We start from the raw sequence: 15984 nt of genomic DNA, 5'->3' as shown, positions 1-15984 counted from the left end.
CCAGCGACATCACCGTCGCCGCGTTCTGTCCTGCGCCACTCCGGGTGCCGTCTCGGTTCACCCCCGGTGCACTGTCGTGCTGGCCGCCGTGCACTCCAAGGGCACCCGTCTGGGGCCGCGCTGATGATGTCGATTGGCATGAACCAATATTCGGCATGAAATGTGCGAAAACGCGTGCTGAATTTTGCTAAAAATCAGCAACTTGATGGCGCTAGATGCAGCCAAAAGGAAGAGAAGGAATGAGCGCAGGATAAGCTGGGCTCCAGCATTTGGGCGCCATGTCGCTTTGAGAGGTGCACGTGCGTTGCCAGCGAGTTCCAGTCGAAAGGGGCGCTGCCCTGGGCCAGCAGGGCTGAGGGCGCTGGTCTCGGGGAAGCTCGCCTGAATATCGCCTCCGGCCAGTGGTTGGAGTACATCGAACAAGACTGTCAATCTCAGTCGTGGGCATGCAAACCCTGACGCAGGAAGAGCTGGCTTGCTGGCAAGCTGCAAATCACTGGCGCAGACCAGCAAGGGAAGGTAGATGGGCTTGGAATGCGTTGATTGGGCGTATACCGCACGCCTTCGTGATTTGTCGCGAAGGGGATTCTTGGTGGCTCATCTGGTGAGCGAGTTGTTCGGGAAGATGGTATAGATGGACACGCTACCACCCTCTTTGCGACTGCCCTACTTTCGTTACTGGGGCAAAGCTCGCCCCAGCGCGGCCGGCCCGCGATGGCATTTGCTGGCATACCACTGTCTCGACGTTGCTGCGGTCGGGCAGGTCTATCTCCTGCAGGCTCCCGGGATGCTGAACTGGCTTAAGGAGCAATTGGCTGTTGACGATGAGGATGCTCTGGTTAGTTGGCTGGTGTTCTGGCTCGCTCTTCACGATCTGGGCAAGTTCTCGCTGAGTTTCCAGGCTCAGCGTGCCGATCTGATGGGCGAGTTGCAAGGCGCTGTGCCGACCCATTCCCAGACCGGTGTCCGGCATGACAGTCTGGGTATGCAGTGCTGGAGTGAGCACATCCTGCCGCTGGCAGAAGGCGAGGGCTGGTTCGGTATCGACTCCGACATTGACGAGGGCTTGGCCAGTTGGGCGCGTGCCGTCACTGGGCATCACGGCCAACCACCGCTCAATAGCGTGCCACACTTGCAACGACACTTTCGTCAGCAGGACACGGAAGCAGCAAAACTGTTTGCGACCGAGGCGCGCCAGTTGCTCTTGACCCCGGATGCAGCGAGCCTTCCCTCGCGTAGCGGCACCCGATTCGAAAAGGTCAGTCGCGAGCTTTCCTGGTGGGTTGCGGGGCTTGCTGTGCTGGCCGACTGGATCGGTTCGAATTCTGAGATCTTCAGTTATCGCGATCAGGCCGATGAAGACATGGGCAGCTACTGGCCGCATGCGCTGACAATGGCGCGCCGTGCGCTGCGAGAGTCTGGCACGCTGCCATCGATGAATCAGGGTGTGCTCGGTTTCCAGGCCCTATTCCCGCGCATTCAGCAGCCCTCGCCTCTACAGAGTTGGGCCATCGATGTGCCGCTACTGCCAGGTCCGCAGATCCACCTCCTGGAGGATGTGACTGGGGCTGGCAAGACCGAAGCGGCAGTGATGCTGGCGTATCGGCTGATGACCGACTGTGGGGCCGAGGGATTTTTCATCGGCCTGCCCACCATGGCTACCGCCAATGCGATGTACAGCCGTATCGCCGACATTTACGCGCGCTTGTTTGCCGACCCGCGCGCCAGTCTGGTGCTTGCCCATGGCGGCAGGCATCTGGTGGAGGAGTTCGCGGCATCGGTGATCGCGCCGGGCTGCGATGAGGGCGATGCCCGCCAGCAGGACGAAAGTGCAACGCGCCGCTGTCAGCGCTGGCTGGCAGACCACAACAAGCGTGCCCTGCTATCGCCGGCTGGCATTGGCACGGTAGATCAGGCCTTGTTGGGAGCACTGCAGAGCAAGCACCAGTCGCTACGCTTGCTGGGCCTGGCGCGCAAGGTACTCATCATCGACGAGGTCCATGCGTGCGACCACTATATGCAGCGCACGCTGGAAACCTTGCTGCAGTTTCACGCCCGCGCTGGCGGCAGCGCCATCCTGCTGTCCGCCACCCTGACCTTACGCATGAAGGCCGCGCTGCTGCGTGCATTTGCACGGGGGTGCGGGCAAGCCGTGTTGGCGCCTCAGGCCCTGCAATACCCACTGGCCAGTTCCTGGAGTTCGGCAGACCCCGACTCTCTGGCTGAAGCGGCTATCGCCACCCGCCGGGACGTGCGCCGCTGCGTTCATGTGCGCTACGAGTCGGAGCGCAGCGCCGTGCTGAAGGGCATTGTTGAAGCCCTGTCGGCTGGCCGCTGCGTGGCCTGGATCCGTAACACGGTGGCCGACGCACTGGAAGCCCAGGCCGATATGGCGGCGCTGTGGCCCGCTGAGCGCATCACTCTGTTTCATGCCCGTTTCGCGCTGGGCGACCGACTGGACACCGAGCAAAAAGTGCTGAGCCTTTTTGGTCGCGACAGCAGGCCAGAGCAGCGCAGCGGCCAACTGTTGATTGCAACCCAGGTCGCCGAGCAGTCACTCGATGTGGACCTTGACCTCGTCGTCAGCGATCTCGCCCCCATCGACCGGTTGATCCAGCGCGCCGGCCGGCTGCGTCGTCATGTGCGCGATGCGCTCGGCGCTCGTCTGCTGGAAGCCGGCGCCACAGACCAGCGCGGCGAGCCCTGGCTATGGGTGTTGGGGCCGGCATGGAGCGAGGAACCGCCTGCCGACTGGTTCAAGAAAGCCTTCCCAAAGGTGGCCCGGGTGTATGAACACCACGGCCAGCTCTGGCTGACGGCCCGTGCGCTGCAAGCCGGCCTGCTTCGCATGCCCGATGACGCCAGGGCTTTGATCGAAACCGTGTTCGGCGACGACAGCGAGTTGCCCGCCGGCCTGCAGCGCAGCGCCAACCAGGCCGAGGGCAAGGCCTATGGCGATGCGGCACAGGCCATGCAGAACAGCATCAAGCTCGCTAAAGGCTATGCCCGCGAAGGCTTGGAGTGGGCAGCCGACAGCGTGACGCCGTCCCGCCTGGGCGAGGACAGCATCGAGGTGCTGCTGGGTCGATGGGAGGGAGACACACTTTTGCCATGGTGCCAGCGAGGCAGCTCGCACGACTGGGCCTACAGCACGGTCAAAGTAGCGAAGCGGCTGATTGCCGAGGCAGTGCCGCCTTTATCGCCAGCACGCCAGACGGCGCTGCAGGCACAGCTGGAGAGACTCCCGGGCGGGGGGCAGTGGGTGGTGCTGCTGGCGCTTGAGCCCGAGGGGGGGCGATTCACCGCTCAGGCGCGAAGCAATCGATCGGATGGCGAAAGCAAAGTCGAGACTTGGTCCTACTCGGACGTCATTGGCTTGACCAAACTGCAGACACCGAGAGCAATTGCTCCCGGTGTCGCGCCCCACACCTGTGGGGAACAGGTTCCGAGTCGGCCATCTCTCGGTTCATCTCCCTGATCAAGAGGGAGAACGCAGCCAGTATCTCATAGCGAAAAAACCGAAGACGGCCTTCTCTCTTCGTCGTTACACTTTCTCCGACCATCAGCGACGGTATCTGTGTTGATGTCTTACACCGAATGTTGGGGGAAGCTTGATGTGGCGCGAAGTGTTCCGGATCGCGGCGGCTGCTGAGTTGGGGCTCGTCGGCATTGCTCAGTGCTTTGATCTTGCATGGCTGCCGCTCGCCGGTGGACATATCCAACAGATCGCGGTGCTGTTCATTTTTGCTTTCGTTGCCCTCGAAGGATCAGAAGCCATTCGAGGCATATTGAAGAAAGGTAAGTGATGAACCTGCTCGATGAACCCTGGCTGCCCGTGCGGCTGCACGACGGCCAGCAGCAATGGATCACGCCGCAGCAGTTGTCGGATCCGGGCATTGTGGCCTTCGACGCCTGCCGAGCCGATTTCAACGGAGCGCTGGCGCAGTTTGCCATCGGCCTGCTGCAGACCTGCACCCCCGTTGCCGGCGCCGGTGACTGGCGGGCCTTGCTGAAAACACCGCCGGATGCGGCAACCCTGGCGCAGTGGTTTGAGCCTCATCGGGCGGCCTTCGAGTTCGAGGGAGGCGACGCGCGGTTTATGCAGGATTTCGAGCTGCGGGCCAGGGACGCGGAGCCCAACGGCATCGGCGGTCTGTTGATCGAAACGCCCGGCGAAAACGCGATCAAGAACAACAGCGACCATTTCGTTAAGCGCGGTCGTGTGGACGGCCTGTGCCCGCATTGCGCGGCCTTGGCATTGTTCACCCTGCAGACCAATGCACCTTCCGGTGGGGCTGGCCACCGCACCGGCCTGCGCGGCGGCGGGCCGTTGACTACCTTGCTGCTGGCAAGCAGTAGCCCCGCCGCGCCAGCCCCGCTCTGGCAGACGCTTTGGCTCAATGTCCTCGGGCAGCAGGCCTTTCTGGCGGGAGGTGTTGAGCCAGGCATGGAGGCGCCCCAACGCAGCTTCCCGTGGCTAGGGGCGCAAGCCGCGATCCAGAAGGAGAAGGGTGATATCTCTCCGCTGCAAGTGCATCCCGCCCATGTCTTCTGGGCCATGCCCCGGCGCATCCGGTTGGACATGGAAGCAACGGGCACCGGTACCTGTGATCTTTGCGGGAGGGAGTCACAGCGCCTGATACGCCAGTACGTGACCCGCAACTATGGGCTGAACTACAAGGGCGCCTGGCTTCACCCACTGTCGCCGTACTACGAGGGCAAGGAAGGCAAGCTGCCGCTGCACCCGCAACCCGACGGGCTGGGCTACCGCCACTGGCTGGCGTGGGTGCTGGGCATGCACAGCGATAGGCGCAGAGTGCAGGCAGCGACCGTGGTGTCGCACTTCCTGTTGCAGCATCGCATCGAGCAGAAGACCGGCATTGCCCTGCGCCTGTGGGCCTTCGGCTACGACATGGACAACGCCAAGGCGCGCTGTTGGTACGACGCTACCGTGCCGCTTTACCACCTGGGCGACTGCGGCATGGCCGAGCAGAAGGCCTTGCGAGAGGACGTGAGCGACTGGCTGGCCGGTGCCGAACTGACTGCAGGCTATCTGCGCGGTGCGGTGAAAGATGCCTGGTTCAGTGCTGATGCGCGCGGCGACTTCGGGTTCATCGACGCCACGTTCTGGAGCCGCACCGAGGCGGGCTTCTACCGCCTGCTGCGCGAACGCATCGAGGACCTTCGCGACAGCAAGGGTGGCGACGCTATTGCCTGTACCGAGGCTTGGCGCCGGCAACTGCGCATGGCCGCCTTGCAATTGTTCGACACGGAGTTGATCGGTGCCGGCCCCATCGAACGGCAGAACCCGGCCCGCATTGCCACGGCCCATAAGCAACTTAGCAGAAACCTTGACGGTCCCAAGCTGCGCGAAGCCCTGGGCCTGCCGCAGCCTGTGAAAGCCGGCGCTCCGGCCGCTTGAACGCCCCAACCACGCAGAGGAGGACGAACCCATGTCGAACCGCAACCCCGACTACACGCTGGCCTCGCCGGTCATGAGCGCCTACCTGAGCTGGTGGCGTGCCATCAGTAGCGAGAAGGCCAATGGCACTGCCCGTGCGGATCGCGCCGAGCTGCGGCGTGCGCATGATCTGAGTGCGGTGGCGATGACGCCCGCCTACCAGCGCTTCTATCGCAAGCTGGTCGAGGCTGGTCCGGACGAGAAGTGGAAAGACTGGCAGCTTGAGCGGCTGGCAGCCATCGCCGGGCTCGCCGTCCACATCAAGTCCGATAGCTCGTTGAACCTGCCCGAGGCCATGAGCCACCGCGACAAGGGCAGCGATCGAAATCCCGTCAGCGAGTTGCGCTTTGCCCGCCTGCTCGATGCGCCTGATGTCGAAGCGCTGTTCAGCGGTTTGCGCCGCGTCATGCCCTTGATCGACAAGCAACTGAACCCCGCCGCCCTGGCCAACGACTTGTTCGGTTGGGGCGAGCAGGTCAAGAAGCAGTGGGCCTATGCCTACGCATGGCCGCCCAAGCCTTGAACTAGCCCAACACACACCGCGCTTTCAACCACATTCAGAGAGGACACTTTTCATGAGCCGTTTTGTTCAATTGCATCTGCTGACCAGCTACCCGCCGTCCAACCTCAACCGCGACGACACCGGCCGGCCGAAGACGGCGCTGGTAGGCGATGCCAATCGCCTGCGCATCTCCTCGCAAAGCCTCAAGCGCGCCTGGCGCTGTTCGGAAACCTTCGAGACGGCCCTGTCCGGGCACCTGGGCACTCGCACCAAATTGATGGGCAAGGAAGTGTTCAAGGCGCTCAAGGAGGGAGGCATTGGCGACAAGATCGCGCGCGAATGGGCCAAGGAGATTGCCAAGCAGTTCGGCAAGCTCAAGTCCGATAAGAAGACTGAGAACGACGCCGACCTCGAGATCGAACAGTTGGCTCACTTCAGCCCGGAGGAGGAGGCTGCCGTTCAGGCCCTGGTCGCCACATTGGTCGCTCGCAAGGACGCGCCCACCGAGGCCGAGCTGAAGCTGCTAAGCCAGCCCAAGCATGCGGTCGACATCGCAATGTTCGGCCGCATGCTGGCCGACTCGGCCGAGTTCAATATGGAAGCTGCCGTTCAAGTCGCGCACGCCATCACCGTGCACCGCGCCGCCGTGGAAGACGACTACTTCAGCGCCGTCGATGACCTCAACAAGCGCGAGGACACCGGCGCCGCCCACATCGGCGAGCGCGGCTACGGCGCCGGCCTGTTCTACCTCTACATCTGCATCGACCGCGAGCTGCTGCTGAAGAACCTGGGTGGCGATGCGGCGATGGCCAAGCGTGCCCTGGAGGCGCTGGTGCACGCCGTCACCAAGGTCTCACCGACGGGCATGCAGAACAGCTTTGCCTCGCGCGCCTACGCTGGCCATGTGCTGGCCGAGAAGGGCAGGCAGCAGCCGCGCTCCCTCGCCCAGGCCTTTCTGAAGCCGGTCAAGCCCTTCGACGGGCAAGAAATGTTCGAGAAGGCGGTGGCAGCGCTGAACAGCCGCCGTGACAACTTTGATGCGGTGTACGGCGCCTGCGCCGACAGCCGCTACGAGCTGGATGTGGACCAGGCCCAGGGCACGCTGTCCGAGCTGGTCGCCTTCGTGGCGGAGTGAGCGCTATGCAGGACTACCTCGTGTTCCAACTGCAGGCGCCGCTGTCGTCCTGGGGCGAGCCGGCGGTCGGGGAGTTTCGCGGCACGGCCTCGCGCCCGGGGCAGGCGGCCTTGATCGGCTTGCTCGGCGCGGCACTCGGTCTCGACCGCAGCGAGGAGGCGGCTCACGCTGATCTGCGCGATGGCTTCGGCTTTGCTGTTGGCCTGCTGGCCGGCGGCAGCCTGCTGCGCGACTATCAGACAGCGCAAGTCCCGCCTCGTCCTTCGCTGAAGGGCCGGCCCCAGGCCACGCGCCGCCAGGAGATGGCCGTGCCCAAGCGTGAGCTGAGCACCATTCTTTCGACCCGGGACTATCGCCAGAACGCCGCCAGCCTGGTGGCCTTGCAGAGGCGAGTCGGCGCCCGATCGCGCTTCAGCCTCGCGCAGTTGGCCGCCGCCCTGCGAGAGCCCCAGTTCACGCTTTACTTCGGGCGAAAGACCTGTGCGCCTGCCGCGCCGCTGTGGCCGCAACTGCTGGCGGCTGAGTCGGCGCTAGCGGCCTTCAGCGCTTACGCGCAGCGTTACGAGGCTGCACGTTTGGCTGCGGCCGACAAACAGGGGGGAGTGCCGCTGGAGCCTCTTCCGGTGCTGCAGCGCTTGGCCTTTGACTCGCACATCAACGCAGGTGTACCTGCCGATCTGAGCGCCCCTCGCAAGGACAGGCTGATCCGTCGGCAAGGCTGGCAGTTCGGCGACCGTGATGAATACATCGCCCTTCTTACTCCGGAGGCGCTTTGATGAGCCCCATGTATTTCAGCCTGATCGCGCCGGCCGAGGGTCGCGTGCACGAGGCGCTGCAGCAGCGCTTGGCAGGGCCCTATGCTGATCACCAATGGCTTTGGCGCTGGTTCCCGGCTGACGCTGGCAGCCCTCGCGACTTTGTCTTTCGCCGCCACGATGGTGACGGTTTGCCGCGCTTTTATGCCGTATCCGCAAGGCAGCCTGTCGCACTGGGCGGTGCTTGGCAAGTGCAGACCCGTGAGTACGCTCCGGCCCTGCAGATCGGCGACGCCTTCAGCTTTGAGCTACGCGCCAACCCCACGGTGCGGCATGGCCGCGACGGCAAGTCCAAGCGCCATGATGTGGTGATGGAGGCCAAGAAGAAGTTGCTGGCCGCGCAAGGCCTGCAGCGCTGGTCGGACTGGACCGACGAGGCAAAGCCTGCAGTGCAAACACTGGTACAAGATGCCTGCACCGACTGGCTGGCGCGGCGCGGTGAGGGACTGGGCTTCGAGCTGCAACGTGAAACTGTGCTGGTCGAAGCTCACCAACAAAATCGCGAGCGCGCAGATCAGAGCTTGAGCTTCACCACAGTGGACATTGCTGGCCGTCTGACTGTCACCGATGCATCCGCCTTCATCCAGGCGTTGCGCAGCGGCATTGGAAGCGCGAGGGCCTTCGGCTGTGGTTTGCTACTGATTCGCCGCCTGGAGTAGGTTAGGTCCAGCACTTCCTTTCTGTACTGGATCCGTGCATGCAAATTCTTTTGGCCATCGACCAAGCGGCCCGCCCGTATGCGCGGGGTCGGGGCATAGGTTTGGAGGGCAGCATGGTCGTTCGGCTCAGGCGTATCGTGGGCGTCTGCCAGGGCCGCGCGGCTGTTGTCGCTTCGCGAAGCAGCGACCAGCGTTTGTGCCAGCCGGCCGCTGAGGTCGATCTCGCTGCAGCGGCAAAGGCGTCTGCTCCGTGAGCCAGTTGCTACCCCCGCTCAAGCCCTTGCCAATGAAGGAGCGCATTTCGGTGCTCTTCATCGAACGCGGCGAAATCGATGTGATCGACGGCGCGTTCGTGGTGTTGGATGCCTCAGGCATCCGCACGCAGATCCCGGTAGGTGGCGTGGCCTGCATCATGCTGGAGCCGGGCACACGGCTGTCGCATCGCGCGGCGGCGCTGGCGGCGCGCGTTGGCACACTGCTGGTCTGGGTTGGCGAGGCCGGTGTGCGCCTGTACGCCTCCGGTCAGCCCGGCGGCGCGCGCTCGGACCGGCTGCTCTATCAAGCCAAACTGGCGCTGGATGAGAACCTGCGTCTGAAGGTGGTGCGCAAGATGTATGCGCTGCGCTTCGGCGAGGAACCGCCGGCGCGACGCAGCATCGAGCAATTGCGCGGCATCGAAGGCGCGCGGGTGCGGCGCAGCTATCAACTGCTGGCCCGGCAGTACGGTGTGGAGTGGAAGGCGCGCGACTATGACGCGCAGGAGTGGGACACAGCCGATCTGCCGAACCGCTGCCTCTCTGCCGCCACCTCTTGCCTCTACGGCGTCACCGAGGCAGCCGTATTGGCGGCCGGCTATGCGCCGGCCGTGGGCTTCATTCACACCGGCAAGCCGCTGTCTTTCGTCTACGACGTTGCCGACGTCTACAAGTTTGAGACTGTGGTGCCGGTCGCTTTCAAGATTGCAGCGTCTAACCCGGTCGGCAATCCGGAGCGGGCAGTGCGGCTGGCCTGTCGGGACATGTTTCGCCAGACCAAGTTGCTGGACCGCATCATTCCCGACATCGAGGAGATGCTAGCCGCTGGCGAGATACCGCGACCGGAAGCGCCGGTCGATTCGGTGGGGCCTGCACTCCCTAACCTTGAGAGCCTGGGCGATGCTGGTCATCGTGCTTGAGAACGCGCCACCGCGCCTGCGCGGCAGGCTTGCGGTCTGGCTGCTGGAAGTCAGGGCCGGTGTCTATGTCGGCAACTATTCGCGGCGCGTGCGTGAGCAGATCTGGTCGCAGGTAGAGGATGGCATTGAAGACGGTAATGCCGTGCTGATGTGGCGCAGTTCCGCTGAGGCCGGGTTTGAATTTCTGACCCTCGGCAAGAACCGCCGACTGCCCTGCGACTTCGATGGTGTGCAGTTGGTGAACTTCCATCCAGAAGCTCGACCCGACGATCTTTAACAACCCGTTCAAACAGGCTTTTGCTCGGTAGATTTTTGTCGGTCAAATTTTGCCAATGAAATCAACGAGATAAAGTTGGTGCGTTCCCCACGGGCGTGGGGATGAACCGGCCGGCGAGACGCTCACCGACACACTCACCCGGCGTTCCCCACGGGCGTGGGGATGAACCGATTTCGGTGTGCATGGACATGGCTTATTCCTCGCGTTCCCCACGGGCGTGGGGATGAACCGCGCATGCCGTTGCCGGCGATGCGAACCTCAGTGCGTTCCCCACGGGCGTGGGGATGAACCGACCTGAGCCCTCTTTTTGCGGCGGGCATGCCCGCGTTCCCCACGGGCGTGGGGATGAACCGACGCAGGACTACGTCAAGAACTACTACTCTGAGCGTTCCCCACGGGCGTGGGGATGAACCGACGAGGCGGCGAGCTTGGCGAGAGCACTGGCGGCGTTCCCCACGGGCGTGGGGATGAACCGACCGACGGCCAGCCCCTGCCCCCCACACCGGCGCGTTCCCCACGGGCGTGGGGATGAACCGGCAGCGTTCTGCCAGACCCTGGCGAAGATCTCGCGTTCCCCACGGGCGTGGGGATGAACCGACGACAGCACCGAGGCTTGGAACGCAGCGGTGGCGTTCCCCACGGGCGTGGGGATGAACCGATCCCGGGCCTGAAGTCTGGCGCCGGCTATCCGCGTTCCCCACGGGCGTGGGGATGAACCGACTCGCTCCGACAATCGACATGGCTATCGCGGGCGTTCCCCACGGGCGTGGGGATGAACCGTTGCGGCGCAGCAGCTCAAGGTCGGCCATGGTGCGTTCCCCACGGGCGTGGGGATGAACCGTTCTACGCCGGCAGCCAGTCCGCTGGCAATGAGCGTTCCCCACGGGCGTGGGGATGAACCGGCCAAGGGCAAGACAGAGCTGGTGGTGCGCAAGCGTTCCCCACGGGCGTGGGGATGAACCGGTGGCCGAGATCGAGGCGATGGCCAAGGCTCTGCGTTCCCCACGGGCGTGGGGATGAACCGGCCAGGACACGCCCGCGAAGGATGAGCAGTTCGCGTTCCCCACGGGCGTGGGGATGAACCGCGGTGATCAATGGCGGCGCCATCGAGATTCGCGCGTTCCCCACGGGCGTGGGGATGAACCGCCGTTGGGATTGGCCGGCAAGAACAGCGAGTCGCGTTCCCCACGGGCGTGGGGATGAACCGCCAGGATTGCCGCCAGAATTTAGGCATCAACAGCGTTCCCCACGGGCGTGGGGATGAACCGGCAATACAGGCGTTCCAACTTGTCCCGTTGCGGCGTTCCCCACGGGCGTGGGGATGAACCGCCGGCCCGACCGCATTTCCGGGTGCTTCCGCAGCGTTCCCCACGGGCGTGGGGATGAACCGGCCACATACCGGACCAGCGACCCTGACCGCGAGCGTTCCCCACGGGCGTGGGGATGAACCGCTGATGCTGTCCGCGCTCGCTCTGCTTCTATCGCGTTCCCCACGGGCGTGGGGATGAACCGGCTGGGTGCATCATCCTGGGCGCCGATAAACCGCGTTCCCCACGGGCGTGGGGATGAACCGTATCTGCTGCTGCATCTTGGAGCTGCTAGCGCGCGTTCCCCACGGGCGTGGGGATGAACCGGGCAACATCACCAACGTCACGCAAACCGAGACGCGTTCCCCACGGGCGTGGGGATGAACCGCCATGATCGAGATCGCACCTGGTGTTTTTGAGGCGTTCCCCACGGGCGTGGGGATGAACCGGCTGGGCGCGATCCGCTCGGGCGCGGCCTCTGGCGTTCCCCACGGGCGTGGGGATGAACCGGGACTAGGCCCCAATCCTTTGTCTTGAGTCGGGCGTTCCCCACGGGCGTGGGGATGAACCGCGCTGCAAGCTTGCAGGGCCAGTAGCGCAGTCGCGTTCCCCACGGGCGTGGGGATGAACCGGCATCGGCCTCACCACCGCCGCGCTGGCCGATGCGTTCCCCACGGGCGTGGGGATGAACCGACCTCGCCGCCCCCTGAAAACGAAAGCGGCTCGCGTTCCCCACGGGCGTGGGGATGAACCGATATCACTAAAGCGTAAGCCCTGGCCGCGAAAGCGTTCCCCACGGGCGTGGGGATGAACCGGGGCTGCGCCGCCTGGGGCTGTACGTACTGATGCGTTCCCCACGGGCGTGGGGATGAACCGGCCTCTTGGACACGGTTGAAGCTGCCATTGATGCGTTCCCCACGGGCGTGGGGATGAACCGCGAACACCATCGTTGGGGCTGACGGCGTTGCAGCGTTCCCCACGGGCGTGGGGATGAACCGTAATGAATTTCTTGATGATCTTTACAACCAATGCGTTCCCCACGGGCGTGGGGATGAACCTTGATGATCTTGACGCCGCGAGATTCCCAATCCGCGTTCCCCACGGGCGTGGGGATGAACCGCAAAACGCACTCTTGTCGCGTCTGAAGAAGAAGCGTTCCCCACGGGCGTGGGGATGAACCGTAGTCCCAGACGGTGCCCTTGCTTCGGTTAGGGCGTTCCCCACGGGCGTGGGGATGAACCGCCCCAGACATATTTACGCTCTTCGTTGGCCTCGCGTTCCCCACGGGCGTGGGGATGAACCGACGTCTGGTCAGGTGGCGGAATCTATCCATGGGCGTTCCCCACGGGCGTGGGGATGAACCACACCATGTCGGGCAACAAGAAGTTCACGTTCCGCGTTCCCCACGGGCGTGGGGATGAACCGTTCTCGCATCTCTTCGGCGTGCCAGCAGCGCCGCGTTCCCCACGGGCGTGGGGATGAACCGCCAGCGGTCTTGCACATCGCGGCAACTTGCTCGCGTTCCCCACGGGCGTGGGGATGAACCGCCCATACATCCGATAACCAACCCGGACGGCTGGCGTTCCCCACGGGCGTGGGGATGAACCGGCGACGGCAGCATGGCGTCCCTGTTCTGGCGCGCGTTCCCCACGGGCGTGGGGATGAACCGTAGGCTTCGTAAGCACGATCACCTTCCCGATCGCGTTCCCCACGGGCGTGGGGATGAACCGGTCGCACCTCTGGGCTGGAGCAAGCCGTTCAGGCGTTCCCCACGGGCGTGGGGATGAACCGAAGTTGGCCAGGTCGCACTTCAGGTAGCTGCCGCGTTCCCCACGGGCGTGGGGATGAACCGAACGAGGTCTGGGAACAGACTCGCATCAGGTTGCGTTCCCCACGGGCGTGGGGATGAACCGCCGTGCAGCCTGTCGGACGGTGGCGTGACGCTGCGTTCCCCACGGGCGTGGGGATGAACCGGCCCAGGGCCTGACCTCGGAGCGCATCGGCAAGCGTTCCCCACGGGCGTGGGGATGAACCGGAGGAACCCAGTGGAGATCTTCATTGTTTGGGGCGTTCCCCACGGGCGTGGGGATGAACCGTCGCGGCCGGCATCCCATCGCTGCCGACTCTTGCGTTCCCCACGGGCGTGGGGATGAACCGCACTGGTGCTGCAGATAGTAGAAGCGCGCCGCGCGTTCCCCACGGGCGTGGGGATGAACCGCAACGGAGCGATAGGCTCGCGGCCGAGCTGCTGCGTTCCCCACGGGCGTGGGGATGAACCGCGGCCGAGGAACAGCAGGCGCTCAATGCCCTGGCGTTCCCCACGGGCGTGGGGATGAACCGGGCATGATGCTCGGCGTCAGCCCAGCGCTGATGCGTTCCCCACGGGCGTGGGGATGAACCGACCCTGCCGTCCTCCGAGTCCGGTTGTCTCATGCGTTCCCCACGGGCGTGGGGATGAACCGCCGACTCTCTGGGCTGTGAACGCTGATCTGGAACCGCATCTATTCGCTGATGAGGTATCGGAATTGATCCAGGGTTGATTGAGCTCGTGAAGACGACGTGGCGCCTGGCTAGCCGCCCTGCAGGGCGGCTAGCCAGGCGAGGCCCATACCGTCGGCGGGATGCCGACGCTGCCTAGGCAGGTCGTAGGCGGTGTGTGGCTGCAGGACAGCAGTCTCCAGGACGGGACTGCGCTGATGAGGCGTTCGGGATACAACAACGCTCATGCCGAAGAAGGTGGGCGCGGTGACGGTCCCTCGTGCCGGGAAGCCAGACGACCGTACCGCGCCCTACACCGTGCCGATGAAGGCGGTGCCACATAAGTGTGGCCCGCTTCGGGCGATTCCGTCCAGCACCTTCGGTTCGCCGAGGTGCGCATGGATCATCCCGCTCGCCTGTTTCTGTGCGCGCGGTGTCTTGCTCAGGTCGTCCTGTGCAGTCACTGTGACCGCGGCAACCGCTACTGTGGCCGGGCATGCCGGCGCCTGGCGCGCGACGCCGCCCGGCGCGAGAGCGCATGCCGTTACCAACGATCTTGGCAAGGCCGGCTCGCCCACGCCGAGCGTTCTCGGCGCTGGCGCCAGCGTCATGGTGCTGGCGATGACGGCGGTGACAGCGAACATAACGTGACGCACCAGGGTTGCCCGCCTGGGCCTGCAGCGGCTTCACTGGTCGCATGCACATCCGACACCACCCCAGCAGCAACGCCAGCAGGCATGGCGGCTTGCACCGCGTCCAGGGTTGCCGGCAACTCGACAGCCGCGGCCCCATGCTGGTTGTGCCGTCGCTGCGCACGACCACTGTCCGACTGGGTGCGCCAGGACTTCCTGCGTCATCGCCCGCGCAGCCGGCGCTCTGGGGCGCGCCATGACCACTTCCCCTGACTTGGTGGCGCAGATCCTGCGTCTGTACACCGTCGAGAAGTGGCGCATCGGCACCATCGCCCGGCAACTTCACGTGCATGGCGATGTCGTTCGCCGCGTGCTCGCGGCCGACGGCGCGCTGGGGTCACCCGCGCAGCCGCCGACGACCCCATTGCGCTCGCAGCGCATCGACCCGTACCGGCCATTCTTGCTGGCCACGCTGGAGAAGTACCCCACGCTGACCGCAGCGCGGCTGCACGCCATGGTCACCGAGCGCGGCTACGTGGGAAGTACGTCCCACTTCCGAGCGCTCGTGGCAGGCCTGCGTCCGCGTCCGCCCGCCGAGGCTTACCTGCGCCTGCGTACGCTGTCCGGCGAGCAGGCGCAATGCGATTGGGGCCACTTCGGCCACCTGCAGATCGGCCGTGCCCGGCGCCCCCTGATGGCGTTCGTCATGGTGCTCAGCCACTCGCGCCAGATCTTCCTGCGTTTCTTCCTGGACGCTCGGATGGACAGCTTCCTGCGTGGCCATGTCGAGGCCTTCGCCGCGTTCAACGGCTGCAGCCGGGTCGTCCTGTATGACAACCTCAAGAGCGCGGTGCTCGAGCGAGCGGGCGAGGCGATCCGCTTCAACCCAGCGTTGCTGGCGTTGGCCCGCCATTACCGCTTCCAGCCGCGGCCGGTCGCGGTGGCGCGCGGCAATGAGAAGGGTCGCGTGGAGAGGAGCATCCGTTTCATCCGCGATAGCTTCTTCGCCGGACGGGAGTTCACGGATCTGAGCGACCTCAACGCGCAGGCCCGGGCCTGGTGCTTGGGCGTGGCCGCCAACCGCCGCTGGCCCGAGGACACCCGGCTGAGCGTGCGCGAGGCCTTCCAGGCCGAGGGCCGCCATCTGCTGACCCTGCCGCAGCAGGCCTTCGCCCTGGGCGAGCACTTGGCCGTGCGGGTGGGCAAGACGCCCTACGTTCGCTTCGACACCAACGACTACTCGGTGCCGCACACCCATGTTCAGCGCACGCTGACGGTGCTGGCCGACGAGCATTGGGTGCGCGTGCTCGACGGTGTCACCGAGCTGGCCCGCCACCAGCGCTGCTGGGACAGCCACGCCCAGATCGAGGATCACGCCCATATCGAGCGCCTGCACGCAACCAAGCATGCGGCGCGAGGTCACCGGGCCTGCGATGGCTTGGCCCAGGCCGCCCCGGCCAGCGCGGTATTGCTGCGGCGTGCCGGCGAGCGCGGCGAGAACCTGGGCTCGATCACTGCGGCGTTGATGCGCCTGCTGCAGCGCT

At 64.9% G+C, this 15984-nt stretch carries 11 protein-coding genes and 1 CRISPR repeat array; of the genes, 10 read left to right on the top strand and 1 reads right to left on the bottom strand.

The features are described from left to right. The first annotated feature begins 634 nt into the window (after positions 1–634). From cas3 to cas2e, 9 genes are all read left to right on the top strand, one after another. A complete protein-coding gene (cas3, locus tag OOZ63_RS27925; protein ID WP_266009030.1) occupies positions 635–3478 on the top strand; it encodes a CRISPR-associated helicase Cas3' in 2844 nt (947 codons plus the stop codon). 136 nt (positions 3479–3614) lie between these two features. Further along, a complete protein-coding gene (locus OOZ63_RS27920) occupies positions 3615–3806 on the top strand; it encodes a hypothetical protein (protein WP_266009029.1) in 192 nt (63 codons plus the stop codon). Continuing rightward, positions 3806–5422: a type I-E CRISPR-associated protein Cse1/CasA gene (casA, locus tag OOZ63_RS27915; RefSeq protein WP_266009027.1), complete on the top strand. Its 1617-nt coding sequence runs from the start codon at positions 3806–3808 to the stop codon at positions 5420–5422. The genes OOZ63_RS27920 and casA overlap by 1 nt, the downstream gene beginning before the upstream one ends. A gap of 31 nt (positions 5423–5453) precedes the next feature. After that, positions 5454–5984, top strand: a complete 531-nt coding sequence (gene casB, locus OOZ63_RS27910) for a type I-E CRISPR-associated protein Cse2/CasB (protein WP_266009025.1) — start codon at positions 5454–5456, stop codon at positions 5982–5984. 52 nt (positions 5985–6036) lie between these two features. Beyond that, a complete protein-coding gene (gene cas7e, locus OOZ63_RS27905; protein ID WP_266009023.1) occupies positions 6037–7098 on the top strand; it encodes a type I-E CRISPR-associated protein Cas7/Cse4/CasC in 1062 nt (353 codons plus the stop codon). 5 nt (positions 7099–7103) lie between these two features. Continuing rightward, positions 7104–7874: a type I-E CRISPR-associated protein Cas5/CasD gene (cas5e, locus tag OOZ63_RS27900; protein ID WP_266009021.1), complete on the top strand. Its 771-nt coding sequence runs from the start codon at positions 7104–7106 to the stop codon at positions 7872–7874. Further along, the gene (cas6e, locus tag OOZ63_RS27895; RefSeq protein WP_266009019.1) at positions 7874–8572 is read left to right on the top strand and encodes a type I-E CRISPR-associated protein Cas6/Cse3/CasE; all 699 of its coding nucleotides are present in this window, start codon (positions 7874–7876) and stop codon (positions 8570–8572) included. The genes cas5e and cas6e overlap by 1 nt, the downstream gene beginning before the upstream one ends. A 286-nt stretch (positions 8573–8858) precedes the next feature. Next, a complete protein-coding gene (cas1e, locus tag OOZ63_RS27890; protein WP_323055800.1) occupies positions 8859–9746 on the top strand; it encodes a type I-E CRISPR-associated endonuclease Cas1e in 888 nt (295 codons plus the stop codon). Further along, positions 9727–10023: a type I-E CRISPR-associated endoribonuclease Cas2e gene (gene cas2e, locus OOZ63_RS27885; protein ID WP_266009015.1), complete on the top strand. Its 297-nt coding sequence runs from the start codon at positions 9727–9729 to the stop codon at positions 10021–10023. The genes cas1e and cas2e overlap by 20 nt, the downstream gene beginning before the upstream one ends. An 80-nt stretch (positions 10024–10103) precedes the next feature. Then, positions 10104–13792: a CRISPR direct-repeat array (repeat unit 29 nt; unit sequence GCGTTCCCCACGGGCGTGGGGATGAACCG). Positions 13793–14119: 327 nt separating this feature from the next. Here the strand turns inward: cas2e and OOZ63_RS27880 are convergent. Further along, a complete protein-coding gene (locus tag OOZ63_RS27880) occupies positions 14120–14452 on the bottom strand; it encodes a hypothetical protein (RefSeq protein WP_266009013.1) in 333 nt (110 codons plus the stop codon). A 244-nt stretch (positions 14453–14696) separates the two neighbouring features. Here OOZ63_RS27880 and istA point away from each other — a divergent pair. Next, on the top strand, positions 14697–15984 hold a 1288-nt coding region (gene istA / locus OOZ63_RS27875; RefSeq protein WP_266009011.1), incomplete at its 3' end, for an IS21 family transposase.

The sequence above is a fragment of the Paucibacter sp. PLA-PC-4 genome, assembly GCF_026241155.1.
Lineage (GTDB): Bacteria > Pseudomonadota > Gammaproteobacteria > Burkholderiales > Burkholderiaceae_C > Roseateles_E.
Note: the sequence above shows the minus strand (reverse complement) of the source record. Positions and strands in the feature narration are given on the sequence as shown.